21 protein-coding genes are annotated in these 21,018 nt (G+C 60.7%); 6 read left to right on the forward strand and 15 right to left on the reverse strand.

Annotation, left to right across the window (positions count from 1 at the left end):
* Positions 1–104 precede the first annotated feature (104 nt).
* The 5 genes from hcnC to AACY18_RS06380 all read right to left on the reverse strand — a co-directional run bounded on the left by hcnC (position 105) and on the right by AACY18_RS06380 (position 5,021).
* Positions 105–1,364 carry a cyanide-forming glycine dehydrogenase subunit HcnC gene (hcnC, locus tag AACY18_RS06360; RefSeq protein ID WP_339433830.1) on the reverse strand — a complete coding sequence of 420 codons (1,260 nt, stop codon included), beginning with the start codon at positions 1,362–1,364 and terminating at the stop codon, positions 105–107.
* Entirely contained in the window at positions 1,357–2,766 is a 1,410-nt protein-coding gene (hcnB, locus tag AACY18_RS06365) for a cyanide-forming glycine dehydrogenase subunit HcnB (protein ID WP_339433831.1), read from the reverse strand. Before hcnB ends, hcnC begins: the two co-directional genes overlap by 8 nt.
* A complete protein-coding gene (locus tag AACY18_RS06370) occupies positions 2,763–3,077 on the reverse strand; it encodes a (2Fe-2S)-binding protein (RefSeq protein ID WP_339433832.1) in 315 nt (104 codons plus the stop codon). The genes hcnB and AACY18_RS06370 overlap by 4 nt, the downstream gene beginning before the upstream one ends.
* Before the next feature lie 239 nt (positions 3,078–3,316).
* Positions 3,317–3,856: a hypothetical protein gene (locus AACY18_RS06375; protein ID WP_339464558.1), complete on the reverse strand. Its 540-nt coding sequence runs from the start codon at positions 3,854–3,856 to the stop codon at positions 3,317–3,319.
* Between the two features lie 226 nt (positions 3,857–4,082).
* Positions 4,083–5,021 (reverse strand): hypothetical protein, encoded by a 939-nt coding sequence (locus AACY18_RS06380; protein ID WP_339464559.1) that lies wholly within the window; start codon positions 5,019–5,021, stop codon positions 4,083–4,085.
* 307 nt (positions 5,022–5,328) lie between these two features.
* Here AACY18_RS06380 and AACY18_RS06385 point away from each other — a divergent pair, with 307 nt between their 5' ends.
* Positions 5,329–6,012, forward strand: a complete 684-nt coding sequence (locus AACY18_RS06385; protein WP_221734329.1) for a response regulator transcription factor — start codon at positions 5,329–5,331, stop codon at positions 6,010–6,012.
* Entirely contained in the window at positions 5,990–7,384 is a 1,395-nt protein-coding gene (locus AACY18_RS06390) for a sensor histidine kinase (RefSeq protein WP_221734330.1), read from the forward strand. The genes AACY18_RS06385 and AACY18_RS06390 overlap by 23 nt, the downstream gene beginning before the upstream one ends.
* Positions 7,385–7,501: 117 nt before the next feature.
* On the opposite strand, the gene AACY18_RS06395 is transcribed toward AACY18_RS06390, so the two are convergent.
* From AACY18_RS06395 to AACY18_RS06405, 3 genes are read right to left on the reverse strand one after another with little or no spacing between them, the layout of a single operon-like run.
* On the reverse strand, positions 7,502–7,780 hold the full coding sequence (locus AACY18_RS06395; RefSeq protein WP_339464560.1) for an SRPBCC family protein: 279 nt from the start codon (positions 7,778–7,780) through the stop codon (positions 7,502–7,504).
* Positions 7,746–8,414 (reverse strand): HAD family hydrolase, encoded by a 669-nt coding sequence (locus tag AACY18_RS06400; protein WP_339464562.1) that lies wholly within the window; start codon positions 8,412–8,414, stop codon positions 7,746–7,748. Before AACY18_RS06400 ends, AACY18_RS06395 begins: the two co-directional genes overlap by 35 nt.
* 56 nt (positions 8,415–8,470) lie before the next feature.
* Complete coding sequence (locus tag AACY18_RS06405; protein WP_339464564.1) at positions 8,471–8,884, reverse strand: response regulator; 414 nt, start codon at positions 8,882–8,884, stop codon at positions 8,471–8,473.
* Between the two features lie 199 nt (positions 8,885–9,083).
* Between AACY18_RS06405 and AACY18_RS06410 the strand changes: the two genes are divergently transcribed.
* A complete protein-coding gene (locus tag AACY18_RS06410; RefSeq protein ID WP_339433839.1) occupies positions 9,084–10,025 on the forward strand; it encodes a class I SAM-dependent methyltransferase in 942 nt (313 codons plus the stop codon).
* A gap of 43 nt (positions 10,026–10,068) precedes the next feature.
* Here the strand turns inward: AACY18_RS06410 and AACY18_RS06415 are convergent, their stop codons facing one another.
* Positions 10,069–10,755 carry a GNAT family N-acetyltransferase gene (locus tag AACY18_RS06415; RefSeq protein ID WP_339433840.1) on the reverse strand — a complete coding sequence of 229 codons (687 nt, stop codon included), beginning with the start codon at positions 10,753–10,755 and terminating at the stop codon, positions 10,069–10,071.
* A 449-nt stretch (positions 10,756–11,204) separates the two neighbouring features.
* Here AACY18_RS06415 and AACY18_RS06420 point away from each other — a divergent pair, with 449 nt between their 5' ends.
* Entirely contained in the window at positions 11,205–11,417 is a 213-nt protein-coding gene (locus AACY18_RS06420; protein WP_339433841.1) for a YXWGXW repeat-containing protein, read from the forward strand.
* A gap of 43 nt (positions 11,418–11,460) precedes the next feature.
* Here the strand turns inward: AACY18_RS06420 and AACY18_RS06425 are convergent, their stop codons facing one another.
* The 5 genes from AACY18_RS06425 to AACY18_RS06445 form a co-directional block, all read right to left on the reverse strand.
* Positions 11,461–12,252: an energy transducer TonB gene (locus tag AACY18_RS06425; RefSeq protein WP_339464566.1), complete on the reverse strand. Its 792-nt coding sequence runs from the start codon at positions 12,250–12,252 to the stop codon at positions 11,461–11,463.
* Positions 12,249–12,695 (reverse strand): protein TolR, encoded by a 447-nt coding sequence (tolR, locus tag AACY18_RS06430; RefSeq protein ID WP_339433843.1) that lies wholly within the window; start codon positions 12,693–12,695, stop codon positions 12,249–12,251. Before tolR ends, AACY18_RS06425 begins: the two co-directional genes overlap by 4 nt.
* Positions 12,696–12,709: 14 nt before the next feature.
* Positions 12,710–13,420 carry a protein TolQ gene (gene tolQ / locus AACY18_RS06435; protein WP_339433844.1) on the reverse strand — a complete coding sequence of 237 codons (711 nt, stop codon included), beginning with the start codon at positions 13,418–13,420 and terminating at the stop codon, positions 12,710–12,712.
* Positions 13,421–13,510: 90 nt separating this feature from the next.
* On the reverse strand, positions 13,511–15,415 hold the full coding sequence (locus tag AACY18_RS06440; RefSeq protein ID WP_339464567.1) for a phytase: 1,905 nt from the start codon (positions 15,413–15,415) through the stop codon (positions 13,511–13,513).
* Between the two features lie 59 nt (positions 15,416–15,474).
* Positions 15,475–18,018: a TonB-dependent receptor gene (locus tag AACY18_RS06445; protein ID WP_339464569.1), complete on the reverse strand. Its 2,544-nt coding sequence runs from the start codon at positions 18,016–18,018 to the stop codon at positions 15,475–15,477.
* Positions 18,019–18,423: 405 nt separating this feature from the next.
* Here AACY18_RS06445 and AACY18_RS06450 point away from each other — a divergent pair, with 405 nt between their 5' ends.
* Positions 18,424–19,338 carry a GGDEF domain-containing protein gene (locus tag AACY18_RS06450; RefSeq protein WP_339433847.1) on the forward strand — a complete coding sequence of 305 codons (915 nt, stop codon included), beginning with the start codon at positions 18,424–18,426 and terminating at the stop codon, positions 19,336–19,338.
* An 8-nt stretch (positions 19,339–19,346) separates the two neighbouring features.
* Positions 19,347–20,384: an AraC family transcriptional regulator ligand-binding domain-containing protein gene (locus tag AACY18_RS06455; RefSeq protein WP_339464570.1), complete on the forward strand. Its 1,038-nt coding sequence runs from the start codon at positions 19,347–19,349 to the stop codon at positions 20,382–20,384.
* A 17-nt stretch (positions 20,385–20,401) separates the two neighbouring features.
* Here the strand turns inward: AACY18_RS06455 and AACY18_RS06460 are convergent, their stop codons facing one another.
* Positions 20,402–20,959, reverse strand: coding sequence for a YceI family protein (locus tag AACY18_RS06460; RefSeq protein WP_339464571.1), 558 nt, complete (start codon positions 20,957–20,959; stop codon positions 20,402–20,404).
* Between the last annotated feature and the right edge of the window lie 59 nt (positions 20,960–21,018).

Raw genomic sequence — 21,018 nt, forward strand, 5'->3', positions numbered from 1 at the left:
CGCCGCGCGGGCCGCCATCGCGGGCAAGCCCGCTCCCACAGGGTTTCGCGTCGTGTACAGAATGCTGGTACGACTCGATCACTGTGGGAACTGGCTTGCTTAGGTCAGGCCATCTCTAATTCGAGCGCTGGCTCGACCGGTGCCACTTCAAACCGATCCGCCAGAAACGGTGTGATGTCCAGCGGCAAGGGCTCATCGTTGACCAGTTTGTCCAGCAGTACACCGGTAATCGCCGAAGTCAGAATGCCGGTGCGAAAATGTCCGCAGGCATTCAGATAGCCCTCCACCCCGCGCATCGGCCCAAGGATCGGCAACTCATCGGGCGACCCCGGACGCAACCCCGCCCAGGTGCGTTTGAGATTGACGTCCTCAAGCTCCGGCAGGCAGCGCACCGCGCCCTGCACCAGCCCGGCGATTTCCGGGTAGGTGGTGGTGACATCGAAGCCTTTGTCTTCGGTGGTGCTACCGATCAGGATCTCGCCGTTGTCCTTTTGCGCCACGTAGCAGTCGCTGGTGGTCAGGCAACCGTTGAGGATCTTCGGCATGCGCTCGGTCAGCAGAATCTGGCCTTTTACCGGTTTTACCGGGATGCGGATACCGGTCGCCCACTCACTCAAATCCGCCGCCCAGGCGCCGCCCGCGTTGATCAGCGTTTTGCAGTGGAACACACCCGCCTCAGTCGTTTGCACGCCGGTCACGCGGGTGCCGTGGTGCAACACGCCTGTGACGTTGGTGTTGACGTAGATGTCCACACCGTTCTGCCGCGCGCCTTCCATGTAGGCATCGGCGAGGCGGAACGGGCTGACCTGGTGATCGCAGAGAAACTCCAGCGCCCCTCGCGCTTCATGGCTGACGCTCGGTTCCGCTTCGCGCAGTGCGGCTTGATCAAGCCAGCGCACCTGATCGGCCAGATGCGCAATGCAGCCGACGATGTGTTCGGCGTAGAGCCGATCCTCGTCGTCATAAATCACGAATTTCAGCCCGGTCTTCTCGAACTTGAAATCCATGCCGTGGTTGTCCTTCAACTCGCGGTGCAACGCCGGGTAAAGCGCGTTGGATTGCAAGGCGAAATCGAAGAACGATTCGGGCAGGATGTGCGGCGTGCTGGCGTCCACCGCCACCGCCGCGCCCTGGGTTTCGCGCTTGCGGTTGGCCGACATCATGCGGAAGAAAATCACCCCGCACCCCAGGCCAACCGACTCGCCGATGGCCCACAAACCGCCGGCCGAAGCGCGGGTCGCGTTGCCCGGGCGCTTGGCATCGATCAGCGCGACCTTGAGGTTTTTGCGTTTGGACAATTGATAGGCGCAGGACGCCCCGATTACGCCGCCACCGGCAATGACCACGTCATAGAACTTACTCATGGGAAGCGGCCTCCGTGCCGATATTCTGAAAAGCGGAAAAAGGGATCGGGTCAATCGGGAAACGTGGGCGCAGCCAACCGACGTCCTTGCGCCCGGTGGCCTGGCGCAGTCTGTCACTGCAATAGCCGACGCACATGCGCCCCTGGCAATCGCCCATGCTTACGCGGGTACGCATTTTCAGGCTGGCGATGTCTTGAACACCCTGCTCCAGCGCACGATCGATGTCGGCACGGGTCGCGTGCTCGCAACGGCAGATCACGGTGTCTGGAGCCGGTAGCGCGGTCTGGCCGACGCCTCGTTCGGTATAACGATCCACCGCCGCACGGAAACGCACGATGGCTTTGAGTTTGCCCAGATAACGATCACGGCGCACGCGGGCCAGTTCCTCGTCGAGGACACCACGTTGCAGCAGGATCGACGTCGCGGCGATCTTGCCGGCGAGCATTGCCGCTTCACCACCGCGAATGCCGCCCATGTCGCCGGCCAGATGCACATGCGGTTCGTTGCTTTGCTGCCAGATGTTCGCGTTGGCGCGCAGGTAACCGTCGTCACTGAAGCCGTGCTCCAGGCCCATTTGCTGGCTGAGTTGGGTGCGTGGAATGAATCCGTAGCCGACCGCCAGGGTCTTGGCTTCAAAGCGCTCGACGCGGGACATGTCCGGCTCCCAAGTGGCCGAGTACGGGGCGACGCTGACGCTTTTCAGTTCGCCCTCGCCGTGGGCTTCGACCACGCCCCAACCGTAATTCATCGCGATGCCGTGTAGTTTCAGGTAAGCGAGCATGCTCAAGCCGTCGAGGAACAGTTGCGGCTTGTTCAGCAGCGCCAGGCTCTCGCGGGCGATCTTGCCGAATGCACAAGCCTCATACACCCCCGCAACCTTCACGCCAGAAGCGTGCAACTGAGTCGCCACCAGCGGCAGCAACGGCCCGGTGCCGGCGATTACCACCGGCCCCTGCGGCTTGACCACACCACTCTTGATTTGCAATTGCAGGCCGCCAAGCATGATCACTCCCGGCAGCGTCCAACCGGGAAACGGCACGCTGCGTTCATGGCAACCCGCAGCGAGCAGCAATTGCGGGTAGTGGATCTCGTGCAGTTGCTCGTCGCCATCCAGCACCACCAGTGCACGGGTGCCCTCGGCGCCGACCACTCGATGGTTTAGGCGCACGTCGATCAGGCCGGCTTGCTCCTGGAATTCGCCGTGCAGTTTGCCCAGCGCTTCGGCGTAACGCGGCCCCAGATAATCCAGTTGCACGCCATCACGCAGCGGGCCGCGATAGACCACACCGCCCAGGCGCGAAGCTTCTTCGAGCAACGTGCAGCGCACCCCGTGGCGCGCCAGTTCGATGGCCGCTGCCATTCCCGCCGGCCCACCGCCGACGATGACCGGTTGCAGGCTCATACGACCTCCTGCCCGGCGATGCGGTTGACCTGGGTTTCGATCTGCATGCCGTCACGCACCACGGTCTGACAGGCACGGCGTTTGTGCCGGCCATTGATTTTCACCAGGCAGCACTGGCACACGCCCATGCCGCAGTAGGCGCCGCTGATCTGGTCATGATCGTTGCGTGCAATCTGGCGCACACCGAGGGATTGAATAACGCTGAGGACGGTTTCGCCGATGGCGGCGGTGATCGGTTGGCCGTTGATGTGGACGGTCATATCCGCTTGGGCCAAGGGCTGGATATCAAAGGTTCGTTCTAGGCAGTGCATTGCGGTGTTCATCCGTGAAGGTTCGGTTGAGGTTGTGTCAGCTCCTTGCTGCACTACACCGTGTCGACGCGTTTTTTTCTGTGAATAGGGCGTCAACGCGGATACTTCGTCAGCACAGCGAGGTGCGCGACAAGCAATGTAGTTCATTGCTCAGCAAAGGCCTGGATCATTTAAGTTAGGCGAAATCGCCAGGAAAAATATTGATCCAGGCCAGTGAAAGCAGTCGGATTGTTCAACGATCAGTTGGAGAAGACGAACTGCCCTTTGATCTTTTTCGCACCGATGAACCCCAGGTCCGGAAACAGCAGCGTTTTCAGCCAGGCCGCGTAGCCCACTATCGCCAGGGTGATGCCAACGCCGATCAGGGTAGACACCGGGTCTTCATCGAAGCCCTTGAACATGCGCGACAACTGGCTGATCGTCAGGATCACGTAGACGGTGTAAACCGCAGCAATGTTCTTGTAGAAGCCCCAGGCGAACAACAAGGGAATGCCGCCCGCCAACAGCATGACTATCAGGGCCATACCCGCACTGACTTCATACAGCAGGAAGAACCCGGCAAAGGCGCCGATCAATGCCTGAATGCAGGTCAGCACCACCAGAATCGTGACCTTGAGTGAATGACGCTCTCTGAGAGCGGGGTCAGGCCGCCCGCCAATCCATGCAGCCAACACCCGATCCTTGACCTTCCCACCCGAGAGCGCCTTGAAGGTTTCAGTTTTGGAGCGGCCAGCGTCGAGCATCTCGACCAGTTGCCGCTTGATTTCCTTCTTGTCCAACGAGCTCATCCTTAACTGACAGTGAAAGCGGCCAATCCACTTCCGCCGGCGATTCTCACCGTTGGTCACCCAGAAAGCAAAAAGCCGCTGCCACCCGAAGGTGGAAGCGGCCCAGGCATAAGCCTCAATCAAGCAATCAGTGCACGAACAGAGCGATCAGGATGATGATCGGGATCGGTACGCCGAGGAAAAACAGCAGAAGTGAGCGCATGGTGATTCTCCCTTTTTAACGGACTGGGGGCAGTGTGGTAGTGGTGGCGTACGTGTCGACTTCAACGTACTCGACCGCATCGCGGCGGCGGCCGCCGAACGTGGCTGCGAGGCTGGCGAAGAACGCACCGGCCAGCAGCGCGATGAACATCCACAGCGACGTCCAGGCAGCGACTTTGGCGGCGGTGTCGGCGGCTTGTTGAGCTTTGACTTTGGCGTCGGCAAGAGCTTTCTGGGTACGGGCGTAGACCTCATCGACACGGCGCTCGGCATCGGCCTGAGTCAGGTTGGTGCGTTGTGCGACCAGTTGCGCAAGGTAGGTACGGTCTTCGGTACTGAGCTGACCGTTGGCCAGGCTTTGCGCGAAGATCCGCGCCACGGCGCCGTGCGCCGCGTCATCGCTGACGGAGGCTGGGCGATCATCACGAAACAGGCTGTCAATGAAGTAGCCATATTGATTGCTGTTGGTGTTCGCCGCCGCAGTACCGGCCGCTTGGGTCATGGCGCTGGCGGCGCCACTGGCCACACTGGCACCGGCCTGCACGCCGCCACTGATGACGCTGCTGACCGAACCGACCACGAGAATCGCCGTCACCAGCGTTGCCACACACCAGGCGAGGAAACCATGGGCGGTGTCACGAAAGTAAACCTCGTCACCGTGCATGTTTGCCCACTTCACCCGCAGGCGACCGGCAATATAACCGCCCATGCCGGAAGCGATGATTTGCGTCACCGCCAACCAGATGATGGTCGAAATGCCCAAGCCCTTGGCGCTGACGCCCTCCCCGGCCCACGGTGAAACGGCAGAGAAGCCCAAACCAAAGCCCAGCAGCACCAGAATCATCGACAGGGCCGCGGCCGCCGCGGCACCTGCGAAAATCGCGCCCCAGGACACACCTGAAACGCTGCTGGACTGTTCGTAGGCAGGATAAAGCCCATCAGAGGATCTATTCATTGTTGTTCTGCTCCAGGCACGAAAAATGGTGTTACAACTGGTCACAACGGGAATTGCAGTGACCGTGCCATTCACCAACAACAAATAAATTCTTTATTTTCAATTACTTATAAAAGATGAACTTCTCAGGGCATTGCAATTTGCAAAGTAAGGGATTTTTGTACGGGTTTTATGCATTGGCACTGGCCGCCACAACGCGCCGTTCTGTGCGTTTGTGACAGCCCCTACATGAAAGTTAATTTAAAGCGTGACGGAAATTTCTTGGCAAAATGCTGCCATTCCGTTTGAACCGATCAAGGCCTGCCCTATGACGCGAATTTTGACCATCGAAGACGACGCCGTGACCGCCCGGGAAATCGTCGCCGAACTCAGCAGCCACGGCCTGGACGTGGATTGGGTCGACAATGGCCGCGAAGGCCTCGCGCGCGCCGCCAGTGGTCACTATGACCTGATCACCCTCGACCGCATGCTGCCCGAGCTTGATGGCCTGGCCATCGTCACCACCCTGCGCACCATGGGCGTGGCCACGCCCATTCTGATGATCAGCGCCCTGTCCGATGTCGATGAGCGCGTGCGCGGCTTGCGCGCCGGTGGCGATGACTACCTGACCAAACCGTTCGCCACCGACGAGATGGCGGCACGGGTTGAAGTGTTGCTGCGTCGCCAGCACAGCGGCGCCACCCAGGCAACGACGTTGCAGGTCGCGGACCTTGAGCTGGACCTGATCAGCCACGAAGCACGGCGCGCCGAGCAAGTGCTGACGCTACTGCCGACCGAATACAAGCTGCTGGAATTTCTGATGCGCAACAGCGGGCAGATCCTCTCGCGAATGATGATTTTCGAAGAGGTCTGGGGTTATCACTTCGACCCCGGCACCAACCTGATCGACGTCCACATCGGCCGGTTGCGCAAGAAGATCGACGCTGCGGGCAACGTTCCGCTGATCCGCACGGTACGGGGCTCCGGTTATGTCATTGCCGAACCCGTCTGACGGCTGGCGTTCCTCCAGCAGCCGCTTGCTGGCGCTGTACAGTTCGCTGTTCGTGGCCTGGAGCGCGATCCTCATGGGGGTCATGTATTACGAGGTTTCCGGCTACCTCGACAACCTTGCCAAGCATTCGCTGATGCAACGTCAGCATCTGTTTTCGCACTTTCTCGGCGAACAACTCGAAGAAGCGCTCGCTGCGAGCATGACCTTCGATATTCGCGGTATCGACGCCTACGGGCTGTTCGACACGCACGGCAGGTACCTCGGCGGTGCCTTGCAGCAAATTCCTGAAGGCCTGCCACTGGACGGCAAGATCCACATGCTGGCCAACTGCGCCGATTCCGATGATCCGACCCTGCCGGCCGACAGCTGCGACGCCGTCGCGACGCAAACCCGCGACGGACGCTGGCTGGTCCTGCTGCGTGACAACGGCTCGCTGTTCGCGGTAACGCGGATCATCCTGCACGCGCTGTTCTGGGGCGTGTCACTGACGATTTTGCCGGGGATTGCCGGTTGGCACTTGCTGCGGCGCCGGCCATTGCGGCGCATTCGTGCGATTCAGGACAGCGCGCAAGCCATTGTCGCCGGTGACCTGACCCACCGCTTGCCGCTGTCCAATCGCCGTGATGAGCTGGACATGCTCGCCGCCATCGTCAACGCCATGCTTGAGCGCATCGAACGGCTGATGAATGAAGTCAAAGGCGTATGCGACAACATTGCCCATGATCTGCGCACGCCATTGACCCGACTGCGGGCGCAGTTGTATCGCATCCAGCAGCAGGCCGGTGAAGGCTCGCCAGAAGCGGCGCAACTGGACCTGGTATTGGCCGAGGCCGATACGCTGATGGCGCGGTTTCGCGGGTTGTTGCGGATTTCCGAATTGGAGGATCGCCAGCGACGCTCAGGGTTTGTCGAACTTGACCCGGTCTTGCTGCTGGAAGAACTGCACGCGTTTTACCTGCCGCTGGCAGAAGAAGGCGAGCTGCGTTTCGTGCTGAACATGCCGCAGACCCTGCCCCCGCTCAATGGCGACCGAGCGTTGTTGTTCGAAGCTTTGGCGAATCTGCTGAGCAACTCGATCAAGTTCACGCCGGCCGGCGGCACGGTGATGTTGCGTGGCGTGAATGATGCCGGGCACACGCGCATCGAAGTACACGACTCAGGACCGGGAATCCCAGAGGCCGAGCGTGAGGCGGTGTTCCAGCGTTTCTACCGCGCCGAGGGTGGGCAACCGCAGAGTGGCTTTGGCCTTGGGCTGTCGATCGTCGCGGCGATTGTCAGCTTGCATGGCTTCCATCTCGAGGTGGGCAGCAGTGATTTGGGTGGGGCAAAACTGGTGCTCGATTGCCGGCAGCGTTTGATCACTAATGCCTGAAATTCACCCTCTGTATGCAGGCTTGCTCGCGAAGGGGCCGTATCAGTCAATCCCTCCGGCGACTGACACTCTGCTTTCGCGAGCAAGCCCGCTCCCACGGTTCTTTGTCCATGATCATTAAACCGGGTAATTGGCCCGCAGGGCCTCAAGGCCGCCCTGATAGATACCGTTGAACAGTGCCACCACTTCCTCATCGCTCACGCCTTTGCCGGTCAAGCGCCCCAACCACATCACTCGTGCGCCCTGCCCTTGGGCCTGGACCTTGAGGGTCGCCAGGTAATCGGAGGCTGGAAACGGTGCCGTCAGCTTCGCGGGCAAGCTCAAAGGGCTTGCGTCGACCACAATCGCCTGAAAGCGTAAATCAGTTGGATCGCAGGTGCAGATGACCGTCGTCATCGACCGTGAGCTGAAGCTTGTCGTAACTGGCCAAAGTCGCGTGCGACGTTTCAAGCGGATGTTGATGCGTTGTGGTGATGATCATCAACGGTGCACCCGCTGCCTCGCCAGCCTGGATGCCGACGGTGGCATCTTCGAAAATCAGGCAGTCGCGGGGTTCAACGCCCAGTCGCTTGGCGGCCAGAAGATAGCCCGCCGGATCCGGTTTACCGGCCTTCACATTCTCGGCAGTAATCATCACCGCAGGCTCGGGAATGCCCGCCGCCGCCATCCGCCGCAAGGCCAGATCCCGCGGCGCCGAGGTGACGATGGCCCAGCGCTCGGCAGGCAGGCTGTTGAGGAACGCCGCTGCGCCGGGAATCTCGACAATACCTTCAACGTCGCCGATTTCCGCCTCGGTGATGAATGCCGCTTGTTCTTCGGCATTCACCCCCGGCAGGTTCAAACGATGGAGGGTGTCGATGGCTCGCGCGCCATGAAGGGTCGGCAAGAACGTTTCAACGTCCACACCATGGCGCACAGCCCAGGCTGACCAGATCCGCTCCGCGGCGGCGATGGAATTGAGGACGGTACCGTCCATGTCGAACAGGAAGGCGTCGAACGCGCGGTCAAAAACAGATTTGTGAGCAGACAAAAGTTCGCATCCTCTGGCAAGGGGCCGGGCAAATGTGCCCGGCAATGTAGCACTTGTCAGTGCAGGCGCGGTGCCTTGGACTTGATTGCCGTGTCGACACAGTCGAGCAATTGACCGATGGCCCAGGGCTTTTTGATAAACGCCACCGAATGCTTGACCCCGGAAGTCTCGGGCGTTTCATAACCGGACATGACCATCACCGGTTTTTCCGGCCAACGATCGCCGACAAGGTTAGCCAGGTCGGCGCCATTGAGGGTGCCGGGCATGGTGATGTCGGTGAGCAACAGCGCCACGTCTGGCGCGTGCTGCTCCAGATATTGCGAGGCGGCATCAGCGCTCGTCTGTGGCTCGACCTTGAAACCTTCCTCCTGAAGAATTTCGCAAAGAAACTCCAGAATCAACGGATCATCCTCAACGACCAGAATCAATCCGCCAGGAAGGTGCGCGTCCGCCGTGGGTGTTGGGCACATGAAACTGCACTCCCTGAATTGCATTAACGATTTAGCGGCTTTAATCCGCTGCTTATCTGGTATGAGCGGCGGGTTCTGTAGAAATTCATTTTTGATACAGGCCTTTTCAAGAACGTCGTATTTACCTACTCGCGACAAGCGTTCGCAACGGCGCAATTGTGGTTAAAATGCCGGCCCTTTTGCTGGCCGACCGTGACTGATGAACCCTCAAGCCCTCGCCACCCTCCACGCCCATTTGCTGCCTGCACTGGCGGCGGCACCCAGTGAGACCCGTCGCCTTTTTCATGGGCGCGGGCGTTGCTGGCCGGGGCTGGAACAGCTCACCGTGGACTGGCTGCAAGGCGTGGTGCTGGTGTCGCTGTTCAAGGAGCCGGAGCCTGAACAACTGGAAAACCTCAAGGGGTTGCTGCTGGACATCAGCGGTTCGAGCGAGTGGCAGCAATGCGGCGCGCACACGTTGCTGATCCAGCATCGCTACTTGCCACAAAGCACCGCCGAATGGCTGCTGGGCGATGAGCTCGACGAAATGACCATCGTCGAGGGCGGTTTGCAGTACCGCGTCGATCTGGGGCGCAAGCAAAACGCCGGGCTGTTTCTCGACATGCGTTACGGGCGTGACTGGGTACGCGACCAGGCGGCGGGCAAGCGGGTGCTGAATCTGTTCGCCTACACCTGCGGTTTCTCCGTGGCGGCCATCGAGGGTGGCGCCAGCCATGTGGTCAACCTCGACATGTCCCGCGCCGCGCTGAGCCGCGGCCGCGACAATCATCGGCTCAACGGCCATGATGTGAGCAACGTCACTTTTCTCGGCCACGACCTGTTCAAGTCCTGGGGCAAAGTGATCAACAGCGGCCCTTACGATCTGGTGATCATCGATCCGCCGTCATTCCAGAAAGGCAGTTTCTTGCTGACCAAGGATTACCAGCGCGTGCTGCGACGCTTGCCGGAACTGCTGAGCGCGCAAGGCACGGTGCTGGCGTGCATGAACGATCCGTCGTTGGGTTCGGACTTTCTGATTGACGGGGTTACGCAGCAAGCGCCGAGTCTGCGCTTTGAAAAACGCCTGGAGAATCCGCCGGAGTTCCCGGATATCGACCCTGAAAGCGGCCTGAAGGCCCTGGTCTTCCGGCGCATCGACTGACACCTCCCAAATCCGAGGGAGCAAAGACTTCGAGTCGCCGCGATCAGTGCACGGTCAACCGCTGACGAACAAACTCCTCGGTATGACGGATGGTTTGATCCAGATGCCGATCGCGCTGTTTCTCGGCGTCGAGCATGGCGCGCTTGCCGTTTTTCTGTAGCAGGTAGGTGTGGATCTGCTGCACCTCCAGCGAACGGTAGATCGGCATGGTGTCGATGAACCCATGCAAGCCGTTGCTGCGGTAATGCCGCGTACTCATCAGCACTTGCGTCTCGCGCTGACCGATCACCTCAAAGCCCAGCGCTTCGAAATACGGGACCTTGCCGATGCTGCAAGCCAGTTCGGCGTGGGGATAACGCCCGACCATTTCACCGATCATGGCCCGCGCCACGCCCTGACGCCGATGACCTTCGCGCACGGCCATGTAGGCGACGCTGCACGCTTGCCAGTCGCCCTGCACCGGCAGGTACAAGAGGAAACCGATCACCTGCTCCGGGTCGTGCTCATCGGTGGCAACCAGCAGTTCCACCTCGGTGCCCTTCTCGCCATTCAACGCTTCCAGATACAGATGCACCTCATAGCCGACCGCATACTGATAGACGTTGTACAGCAGGTTGCTCGGGCCCAGGCCCACGGCGCTGATGTCGGTCAGATAGTCGACAACCATTTGCAGAATCTGGCTGTTGATGCCCTCAGGGCATGGGGTTTTGTAGTGGGTGATGCGTGGCATGGCGGGTGAACTCCGGCGGGAAACCGCGACATCATACCTTGAGCGTCCGCTCAGCCTGTATCTGTGCTGACTGAACCGGCGCTTTCGCGAGCAAGCCCGCACACATTCGAGCGCATCTCTCCTGTGTGCGGGCTTGCTCGCGTAGAGGCCAACGTGTTCAGCACCCATCCAACAGGCCCCCCAGCAAAGCCTTCCTGACAAAAATTTCATCTAGCCCAAACGGGATTTTTTGCCGTTACAGCGTCCAATTCTTCAACTGCGCTCACTCCCTGCGCAGGCCTTGAGGCGTTGTCATGAAGGTTTTGCGTTCCCTGTCCAAATGGCAATAAACCTGGCGGCTGTGGCCATTGGCTCTGGCAGGCACGAGGGTCGAACGGGTTGTGGGTTGAAGGGCACTGGGTGCGTTGATTGCCACGCGCCTGAACCGATCACTTTGCGGGAACACCATCATGTCGAAAACCGTTAAATCCCTGCTTGCCTTCACACTGGTGGCCATTACCCTCTCGGGCTGTGTCGTCGCGCCCCCCCGACCGCATCGGCCACCGCCGCTGGTAGAAGTGGTGCCGGTCATGCCGGCGCCGGGTTATCACTGGGTCGCCGGTCACTACCGTTGGGGCGGTCATCAATGGCGCTGGATACCGGGTCACTGGCGGGCGTATTGACTGTTGAGGGGCGGCGTCAGTCACCGGGATGACGCCGCCCCACTCACTTGATCCGGTAATGAAAGGTATTGCGTACCGCCGGCACCGACACGGCGACGCCGTCAATGATCCGCGGCTGATACCGGAAGGTTTGCACCGCCGCCAGTGACGGGCGAATGAACAACGGATGGCAGCCGTCGAGCACCTTGGCGTTTTCCACCCGACCTTGCGGGTTGACGGTGTATTGCACCGAACAATCACCCTGGATGTTTTTGTCCAGGGCGCGCTCTGGATACTCTGGCGCCTCTTTGCTCAGCGGCAAGTATTGGCGGCTGTCGGCGAGGGCCTGCTGGCGAGCGTGTTCGGCCTGTTGCGCCTGACGCGCTTGTTGTTGCGCGGCCTGTTGTTGTGCCAGACGTTGTTGCGCGGCGTCATCTGCACGCTTGCGCGCCTGCAGTTGCTCGCGCTGTTGCTCGGCCAGTTGTTCGCGCTTGCGCTCTTCTACCCGCTTGCGCGCCAAGGCGGCCTGCTCGATTTTTTGCGTTTGAGGTGCCGGCTCGGCCTTAGGCTTGACGGGTTCGACCGGCGCAGTCGCCTGCGGCTCAATGACGGGCGCCGGCGTCGGTTCAGGCTCAGGAGGTTGTGCGACTGACGGCGCAACCATCACCAGTTGCGTGGTCAACACCCGTGGCGGTTTGACCGCCGGGGCGGACGGCGACCAGGCGCTGATCAACAACACCAGTACCATTGCGTGCAAGGCAACCGCCAGCGTCGCTGCGAGGCTGTGTTGCCAGAAGTCGTTGCGCGGCATCGGCGCGGCAATCGTTGCCGGACTGTGCGGGGTCGTCACCGTCATTGCGGGGCCTCGGTCACCAGCCCGAGATTGCTCACGCCGCCCTGCTGCAACGCGGCCATGGCGGCCACGACGCTGCCGTAACCGGCGTCCTTGTCAGCGCGGATATAGACCTGCGTATCCGGGCGTTGCGCGACAATCTGTTCGACCTTGGCGCGCATCTCGTCGAGTGCCACGGCGCTGTCGGTCTGGTGCTGCGTATCGAGTTCGCCACCCAGGTTCCAGAAGTAGCCGCCCTCAGCTTTCACCGACAGCGTCAGAATCGGCTGGCGCGTGTCGTTGGCCAAGGCTTCACTGGCGATCTTCGGCAACTCGACTTTCACACCTTGAGTCAGCATCGGCGCGGTCACCATGAAAATCACCAACAGCACTAACATCACGTCGATGTATGGCACCACGTTCATTTCAGCTTTGGGTCCGTGCTTGCGTTGCGGCCTGACTAACATCGTGTTTCTCCTGTTCAGGCCGCAGCGGCGAGATTCATTGGCGCACCGTGCAACTGGCGATGCAGACGCACTTGCAATTCGTTGCCAAAGGCGTAGTAACGCGTCAGCAGCGTTTGGCTACGTGCGGCAAAACGGTTGTAAGCGATGACCGCCGGGATCGCCGCAAACAGGCCGATGGCCGTCGCGATCAACGCTTCGGCGATACCCGGCGCGACCGTCGACAACGTGGCCTGCTGCACCTGAGACAAACCGAGAAACGAATTCATGATCCCCCACACGGTGCCGAACAAACCGATGTAAGGGCTGACCGAACCGACCGTGGCGAGAAACTGCAAACCCTTTTCCAGTTGCAATTCCTGCTCACTGATCGCGACATGCAGCGCGCGCTCGACCCCTTCCTGCACCGCATCGGCATGGCTGCCCGCGTGCTGATTGAGGTGACGAAACTCGGCGAATCCGGCATTGAAGATGGGCTCGATGCCGGCCTCGACCTCCTGAACCTGCGCCGTTTCGCGGTACAGCGGCAACAGTTCGGGGGCCCGGCGAAAGCGCTGGATGAAACCGTTCAACTGGCGGTCGCGCCGCTGCAGCACGCGGCTGCGCTGAATGATCAGGTACCAACTGAGTACCGATGCCAGCAACAGCGTCAGCATCACGGCTTTAACCAGAAGGCTGGCGTCGCTGATCAGTCCCCAGATAGTCATGTGTTCGAGCGTGGCCTGCATGGTGAAACTCCTTGTGAGCGATGGCCGGTGTTGCCGGAGCAACGACCGCGCCGTTATTCGATGAAAAAGTGATGACCGGTTGATGACGGATCAGGGTAATTTCAGCGCTTTGCTGACCTCGGCCCACGGCACGAACTTGAAGTTCTGGCTTTGCTCGGGCATCCGATTGCGACCGTCCTGCACTACCAACATGCCTTGGCTCCATGGCCCACCGAGGTTGACCGACGTCACTTCCAGGCCATCGGTTTCCGACGCCCCGTCAATGCCCGCCGCCGCGTTGAGCCCGACGCGCAATGCACCCTGCACAGCAAACGGAGGCTCGGCATCCAGCACCAGATAGCTGTCGTTGCCCTGGCTGGACACCACCAGATAGTCCCGCGCCAGACTCTGATAGAGCGCCAGACCTTCGACATCCGCGTGCAGCAACCCACCGACCTTGATCACACTGGTGAGGGTCGCCGGCTGATCAGCGCGGGCGTCTACCGCCCAGACACCGACATCCTCTTCGCCGATAAACAGGCGCTGGCGCTGATCGTCGGCGACGCAACCCTCGGGCTGGCTGTCGACCTTGAAGCGGCGCACCAACTCGCCCTGAACCTGGCCGTTCGCAGCGTCGAGGCGGTATTGCAGGAAGGTGCCGTCCTTGTCGTTGGCGATGGCGTAGATCTCACCGCTGGCCGGTTGAAACAGGCAGAGGCCGTAAATGTCGTTCAACGGTGTGGGCACTTCGCCGATATCGCGCAACTCGCCGCTTTGGCGGTCGATGGCGAACAGGCTGAGGCTGTTGTGATCGCGATGGCTGGCCACGGCCAGATCGACCGATAGCGCGCCGAGTTTGAAGTGGGGGCGCACATCGACGTTGTTCAGGCGTCCGACCGGCAACTCCTGCACCTGCTTGCCTTGCAGGTCATACACCAGCAGACCCTGTTTTTTATTGGTGCCCAATACGCGACTCAGCGATGGCTGCTGCGGATGCACCCAAATGGCCGGGTCATCTGCCGCATCGCCCTGACGTGCGACCGGATCGCTCTGCACCTGCGCCGCGACATCGGGCAGCTTCGGTGGCAACGCAACCGGCGTGGCTTGCCAGTCGAGATGGCCTTGATAGGCGCGTCCATCGTCATCGTCGCGGATCAGCACTTGCAGACCTTTGGCGGTTTGGCGCACGGCCAGATTTTCCGGCTCCTTCAAGCCCGACAACGGCAACGTCGCTTGTGCCGACCAGCCCTGCGCCTGTTGCTGGTAGAGGTGCAACTGCGCGGCTTTCGGGTCGAGGCCGATAATGCCACCCGCTACCAACGCCATGGCACCCGCCTCGCCTTTGATCTGGCCGAACGGTTCTCGCAGGGCGACCGGTGAGCGCTGCACGTCGGCTTCGGCATGGGCCGGATACGCCCACCAACCGACGTTCTCTTCGTTGACCACCAATTGCTCGGCAGCATCATCGACCTGGCAAAACTGCGCCGACGGCGGCAGGGGCAGCCCCCGCACCCGTTGCGCCCGGGTGTTGAGCGTGACGCCGTTACCCACCAGCCATTGCTCGCCCTTGCCCTCCTCGCCAACCAGAAACACAAACAGGTTGTCGGCGCTGTCGCGGTACAGGCACAAACCGTTGACCGCGAAGTCTCGGGTCGGCAGGTACAGCGGCGTGCCCCATTGCCGTTGGGCCGGATCAAGGCTGACTACCAGCGCTCGCTGACTGGCGTTGTCGACGCTGGCGACCCAGACGTGATGTTCGTCTGCGCGGCTGTCCAACCCGCTGAAAGAACCGGGCAAACGCGCCAGTTCAGCGCCTTGGCCATCAAGCACCAACAAGCCTTCAGTGAAACTGACGCCAAGCCGTGCGTCGCCCGGCAAAAAACCCAAGGCTTGGAGTTTGAGTGTCGGCGCCCACGGAGTGAGTGTCAGGCTCGGCGTGGCGGCCAGCGCTTGGCTCGCGGTCAGGGCGATCAGTGCGCCCAGTCGCCAGCGTTTATGTCGCAAAGAAATACTCATGAACCGCAGAATCCTTGTCGTGCGTGGATCGACGGCGGCACCCGGCCGCCATCCGGGGATTAAAAGTGGGTGAAGGTCAGGCCGAGCTTGTAGGTCGGGCCGTATTCTTCGTATTGGCCGTTGTAGGAACGGTTGCCGGTGGAAACGAAATACGGCTGATCGGTGAGGTTTTGCGCCTCGAAACTCAGTTGCAGGTCCTTCGTCAGTGAATAACGTGCGCTGAAGTCGACGAAGGTCTGCGCATCAACGTGCAGGTCATGCGCCTTGTCATTGATCGAAGCCAATTCGTAGAGGTAATCGGATTTGTAGTTGGCCGACAGGCGCAGGCTGACCTTGTCGTTTTCCCAGCCGAGCATCAGGTTGCCGACCGTGTCGGACTGGCTGGGCAGATCGATGCTGCGTTTGCGGTGACGACCACTGGCGGCGTCGAAGCCTTCGATCTCGGCATCCGAGCGGCTGAAGGTGGTGTTGGCCCCCAGTAACAGACCGTTCCAAGGTGCCGGCAACCAATCGAATTTCTGCGAGTACGCCAACTCCAGGCCATAGAGTCTGGCGCTGTCGCCGTTGGCAAAGCTGTGGGCTTCGGAGAAGCTGGCCCAGGCACCCGAGCCGGCCAGATCCGTGTTGTAGACGAAGTGCTTGATGTCTTTGTAGAACACGAACGCCGACACCGTGCCGGCATGGCCCATGTAGTGCTCGATACCCAGGTCAAGGTTGCTCGACTCCAGCGGTTTCAGATCCGGGTTACCGAACGTGGCTTCATCGTCATCGATGACAAACCCCGGGGCGAGCTGGCCGAACGTCGGACGCACCACGGACTTGGTCCATGCCGCACGCACCTGGGTGTTTTTATCCAGTTGATAGCGCGCATGCAGGCCGGGCAACCAGTGGTGATAACGGCGTTTGGTCTCGGTGGCCTGGAAGTCACCGTCGGTGGCCCCGGTGCCTTTGGCTTCGAACTCGGTGCCCTCATAGCGCAGGCCGGCGATGAACCGCCAATCATCGATATCGATCGTGTTCATCAGGTAACCGGCGTTGATGTCCTCGCTCATCTTGAAGTCGTTGACCGTTGATTCGGTCTCGTCATAGAAGTCGTCTGGGTTCAGCCCGCCGATCAGGTTTTTGATTGCACGGGTGCTGATCCCCGGCCCGAACTGGCCGAGACGATAATCCACCGAGCCCTTGGCGAAGCGGCTGAGGTTGAGTGCATCGTCGCTGAAACCGAGCCCATCGAAGTCTTTGTAAACCCAGGCATCGAGGTCGTTGTCCTTGTTACGACGGCTGACTTTGCCGCCGAATTTGACCTGAGACGCATAACCGCTCAAGTCATAGTCCCGGGCCAGATCCAGACGCAGGTTCTTCTCGGTGTCCGTGGTGTTCTGCTTTTCCCAGTCGACCTTGTCGAGCGTGAAATGATTGGCGTTGTAGAAATCCTCACCGAGGATCGGGCGCGGCTTGTCGTTACTGTAAAAACCGCTGTTGGCAAAATCGTCATTGCCCTCGAACGCCGCGTTGGCGATGTGGCCCGGGCTGTCTTCGCTGGAACGGCTGTAGCCGGCCTGACCGCTGAGCGTCCACAGACCGATCATGCGTTCGCCCCCGAACACGTAAGACTGAATTTCCTGGGTCTCCTCGCGCTGCTTGAGTTTGCGTTTGCCTTCGGCATCGCCCAGTACGCCGGCAGCCTGCGGGTCGGCAAACTCGATGCTGGTGGAGTTGCGTGTCTCGCTGTCCTTATAGCGGCTGTACAGCGTGCGCAGGTAATAGCTGCTGAGGTCGTCGGGTTTGTAATCGAAGTTCAGGCCGCCGCCGGTGCGTTCGCGACTGATGTCGTAGTCACGCTGTTCGAACTCTTCCAATTGCGCACCGCGCGCAAAATCCCAGGCGCCGCCGGTTTCGACGTTATCCGAGCCGAAATCGCGCTTTTGCCAACTCAGCGCAGCGGCGACACCGAAGTTGTCGATGCCATCGCCGAGGCTGAATCGGTCGCTGACCGCGCCGGAGAACTTGGGGCTGGTCTGGTGGGTGTTCTTGTCATAGCTGGCCTCGGTACTGCCGGTGTAGAACAAGCCTTTGTGATCGAACGCCGAAAGACTTTTGACATCGACCGTGCCACCCAGCGAGTTGGCGTCCATGTCCGGGGTCAGGGTCTTGATGACGGACAGCGACTGCACCAACTCTGAAGGCAAGACGTCGAGGGCCACGGCGCGGCGTTCGCTTTGCGGGGATGGCACCAGCGTGCCGTTGATGGTCACGCTGTTCAGGTCCGGCCCCAGGCCGCGCACGCTGACAAAGCGCCCTTCGCCCTGATCACGTTCAACGCTGATGCCCGGCAAGCGCTGCACCGCCTCGGCAACGTTCTCGTCCGGCAACTGCGCTACGCCGTCGGCATGCACCACGCTTTCGATATTGTCGGAACGACGCTGTTGCTTGAGCGCCGAGTCGATGCTCGCCGCCTGGCCGACCACTTCGACGTGTTCGACATTGGCGCTGGCATCGGCAGCGTGCAAGCGCTCGCTGGTCATCGCCATGGCCAAAGCGGTCAGGGTGAAACTGAAGAGCCCGACGGTGCCGCTGCGCGGATAACTGCTGCGCTGGTACATGTGTGTCCTCCCCCATAAGAGTCCGGTCAGGCCAGGCAAGTGGCCCGGCAACTGGAAGGGCAAGCTAGGGATGAGGCATGACGCTTCTGTGACAGGGTTGGGCGAAGGACCCTGTAAACCGGGGGTTTGCCGGCATTCACCGCGACAAATGAGCTGAAATGACCTCTTGCGCACACGACTTCTCTCTGTGGCAGTGGGCTTGCTCGCGAAGGCGGTGTGTCATGGCGCGATGCGTTGACTGACTCGACGCCTTCGCGAGCAAGCCCGCTCCCACAGGGCCGGAGGTGTTTTTGAAAAAATTCACCTGCCTCAGTGAGCTGATTCGACCTCCCGCCACCGTCACCCGGCTGTCACAAACATCTGCTGTGCTGGCGCGCATTGCTTTTTCGCCAAAGGATCGCGGCCATGTTCTCAGTGCTCAAACCCCACCGTTGGAAACTCGCCGCACTGCTGCTGACGGCCAACCTCGGGTTACTCCTGCTTCTGGCGTGCGGGGAGCTCAAATCGTCCAGAGAGTGGGTCTGGCTGGACATCATCGGCGAAGGCGGTTCGGCGCTGCTGGCACTGGTCTGGCTGGGGCTAGTGCTGAAAAGCCGCCCGGCCGGACGGGTCACGAACTACCTGGCACTGGGCCTGAGCTGCATTTTCTTTTCCTGGTGGATCGACTGGCTCGACGAGTTCATCCGTCTGCCCGCCAGCATCACTTGGGATCACTGGCTCGAATCCGGGCCGATGCCCGTGGGCATGATCCTGCTGACCATCGGCATCTATCACTGGCACCGTGAGCAACTGGCAATCAGCGCGCAGATGGAGAAACGCGAGCGACTGTTCCGTGAGCATCGGCTGTTCGACAAACTCACTCCGCTGGGCAGCGCCGATTACCTGAAACGGCAACTGACCGCCAGCCTCGCCGAGAGCCTCGTGCAGCAACAACCACTGTCGTTGCTGGTGCTCGACCTGGATAACTTCGCCGCGATCAATCAGGCCTACGGGCATGTCGAAGGCGATGCCGTGTTGCAAGCCCTCAGCCATTTGCTGCTGCTGAACCTGCGCCGTCAGGATCTGCTGTGTCGTCTGGCCGGCGACCGTTTTGTGGTGTTGCTACCCAATACCGGCGAGCGTCAGGCGCAACTGCTGGCGCAAGAACTGCAACTCAGCGTGCAGGCCCTGGCGCACAAGACCCGGCAACATGGCGAACGCTTGCAACTGTCGGCCAGCACAGCGGTGGTGATGGCTTTGGAGGAAACGCCTGAAGTGCTGCTCAAACGCTTGAACCTGGCGCTGGCACGCGCCAAGTCGCCGCTGGCCAAAAGCGCCTGAGGCCAACCATGACCGTCAAAACCAATTGGTACGAAACCGACAGTCGTTTCATTCCCGGGCATTACCAACCCGCAACGCTGATCGACCTGGCGCTCTCGCGGGACATCGACAGCCATCGGCTGCTACGCGGCACGGGGCTGTTTCACGAAGACATTCTGGCCGGCCAGACTCGCCTCAGTGCGCAGCAGTTTCTCGGTCTGATCGGTAACAGTCGCCGTTTGCTCGACGCCGATGACAGCAGTTTCCTGTTCGGTCAACGCTTGCTGCCCGGGCACTACGGGGCCGCCAGCCATGCGTTGCGCCACGCACAAAACCTGCATCAAGCGCTTGACACACTGGTGCAGCAACAGGCCCTGCTCAGTCCATTGATGACGCCGCGCCTGTTACTCGATGACAGCTTTGCCTACATCTACTGGCTGGACAGCTGCGGCGCCGGCGAGCAATGGCGGTTTCTGCTGGAAGCAGGCATGACTTCGCTGGTGGCCATGAGTCAGTGGCTCAGCGGCCAGCACCTGCCATGGGAATGCAGTTTCAGTCACGCTGAACCGCGTTATGTCGAGCAATATTGGGTGCACCTGGGCGAGCACACGCAGTTCAAGCGACCGCTGGATCTGATGCGCATTCCGCGGGAATTTCTCGCCCGGCCATGGCCGGGAGCATCGGCGACGGCCGGTCAGGTCGCCCGCCAGGAAGCCTTGCGACAGATCGAGCAATTGGGCTTTACCGAAAGCTTCACCGATTGCCTGTATCGCCACTTGCAGGATCACGTCCGTCAGCCACCAAGCCTGGAACAAGCCGCACAGGTTTTCGCCATGAGCCCGGCCACCCTCAAGCGCAAGCTGCAAAAACACAACACCGGGTTCCAGCAACAAGTGGACCTGGTGCGCAAACACGTCGCGCTGTACCTGTATCAGGTCAAAGGCATGAGCAACGAGGAAGTGGCCGAGTACCTGAGTTTCAGTGATGCGGCAAACTTTCGCCGCTCATTCAAGCGCTGGACCGGCAGCACCCCCAACCTGATCCGCCAGTTGTTTGGCAGCCACTGAAAGGACATGCCTGCACCTCAGCGCTGTGGTGCCACGATCTTGAACTTGATAGCGATGTCCCTGGACACAAAGGTGTCCGCCCACTCCCCCGCGCCGAGGCCGAACTCATCACGTTTGAGCAGCAATGCACCGTCGAAAATGCCGATATTGCTGCCTGATTTCAATTGCACCGGCACCTGCACTTCGCGGGTGATGCCCTTGAGGGTGAGTTTGCCGTCGATCAGGTAGTGATTGTCGGAAACCTGGCTGACGCGACCCGATTCGAACACCGCCACGGGGAATTTCCCGGTGTCGAACCATGCCGATTTGACTAGCTCGGTATTGGCATCTTCGCTGCCGGCATCAATGCTCTTCAGGTAGATGCGCAAGAAGGTGTGAGCGCTGGCGAGGTTGTCGGTATCGAAGTCCAGCGTCGCGTCGAACTGGCCGAAGGTCCCGTACATCGGCGAGCCCATCTGGCTGTAGGTGAAGCTGATCTGACTGGCATGCGTGTTGACCCGGGTGTACTCGACAGCGCGCGCGGCGGGTACAGCGCAGAGGGACAACACAGCGGCCAACAGCAATCGGATCGACATGGGGTTCTCCGGGCAGCGCTTGCCGTCGTGGGACTCGGTTGACTTAAGCAAACAACGGG

Origin of the sequence: Pseudomonas sp. EA_65y_Pfl2_P74 (genome assembly GCF_963970575.1) — a bacterium.
Taxonomy (GTDB): domain Bacteria; phylum Pseudomonadota; class Gammaproteobacteria; order Pseudomonadales; family Pseudomonadaceae; genus Aquipseudomonas; species Aquipseudomonas baetica_A.

Coding starts and splice junctions, on each gene's coding strand:
- hcnC (WP_339433830.1), bottom strand. CDS start 1,364: ATGAGTAAGTTCTATGACGTGGTCATTGCCGGTGGCGGCGTAATCGGG.
- hcnB (WP_339433831.1), bottom strand. CDS start 2,766: ATGAGCCTGCAACCGGTCATCGTCGGCGGTGGGCCGGCGGGAATGGCA.
- AACY18_RS06370 (WP_339433832.1), bottom strand. CDS start 3,077: ATGCACTGCCTAGAACGAACCTTTGATATCCAGCCCTTGGCCCAAGCG.
- AACY18_RS06380 (WP_339464559.1), bottom strand. CDS start 5,021: ATGAATAGATCCTCTGATGGGCTTTATCCTGCCTACGAACAGTCCAGC.
- AACY18_RS06385 (WP_221734329.1), top strand. CDS start 5,329: ATGACGCGAATTTTGACCATCGAAGACGACGCCGTGACCGCCCGGGAA.
- AACY18_RS06390 (WP_221734330.1), top strand. CDS start 5,990: ATGTCATTGCCGAACCCGTCTGACGGCTGGCGTTCCTCCAGCAGCCGC.
- AACY18_RS06395 (WP_339464560.1), bottom strand. CDS start 7,780: ATGACGACGGTCATCTGCACCTGCGATCCAACTGATTTACGCTTTCAG.
- AACY18_RS06405 (WP_339464564.1), bottom strand. CDS start 8,884: ATGTGCCCAACACCCACGGCGGACGCGCACCTTCCTGGCGGATTGATT.
- AACY18_RS06410 (WP_339433839.1), top strand. CDS start 9,084: ATGAACCCTCAAGCCCTCGCCACCCTCCACGCCCATTTGCTGCCTGCA.
- AACY18_RS06415 (WP_339433840.1), bottom strand. CDS start 10,755: ATGCCACGCATCACCCACTACAAAACCCCATGCCCTGAGGGCATCAAC.
- AACY18_RS06420 (WP_339433841.1), top strand. CDS start 11,205: ATGTCGAAAACCGTTAAATCCCTGCTTGCCTTCACACTGGTGGCCATT.
- AACY18_RS06425 (WP_339464566.1), bottom strand. CDS start 12,252: ATGACGGTGACGACCCCGCACAGTCCGGCAACGATTGCCGCGCCGATG.
- tolR (WP_339433843.1), bottom strand. CDS start 12,695: ATGTTAGTCAGGCCGCAACGCAAGCACGGACCCAAAGCTGAAATGAAC.
- tolQ (WP_339433844.1), bottom strand. CDS start 13,420: ATGCAGGCCACGCTCGAACACATGACTATCTGGGGACTGATCAGCGAC.
- AACY18_RS06440 (WP_339464567.1), bottom strand. CDS start 15,415: ATGAGTATTTCTTTGCGACATAAACGCTGGCGACTGGGCGCACTGATC.
- AACY18_RS06445 (WP_339464569.1), bottom strand. CDS start 18,018: ATGTACCAGCGCAGCAGTTATCCGCGCAGCGGCACCGTCGGGCTCTTC.
- AACY18_RS06450 (WP_339433847.1), top strand. CDS start 18,424: ATGTTCTCAGTGCTCAAACCCCACCGTTGGAAACTCGCCGCACTGCTG.
- AACY18_RS06455 (WP_339464570.1), top strand. CDS start 19,347: ATGACCGTCAAAACCAATTGGTACGAAACCGACAGTCGTTTCATTCCC.
- AACY18_RS06460 (WP_339464571.1), bottom strand. CDS start 20,959: ATGTCGATCCGATTGCTGTTGGCCGCTGTGTTGTCCCTCTGCGCTGTA.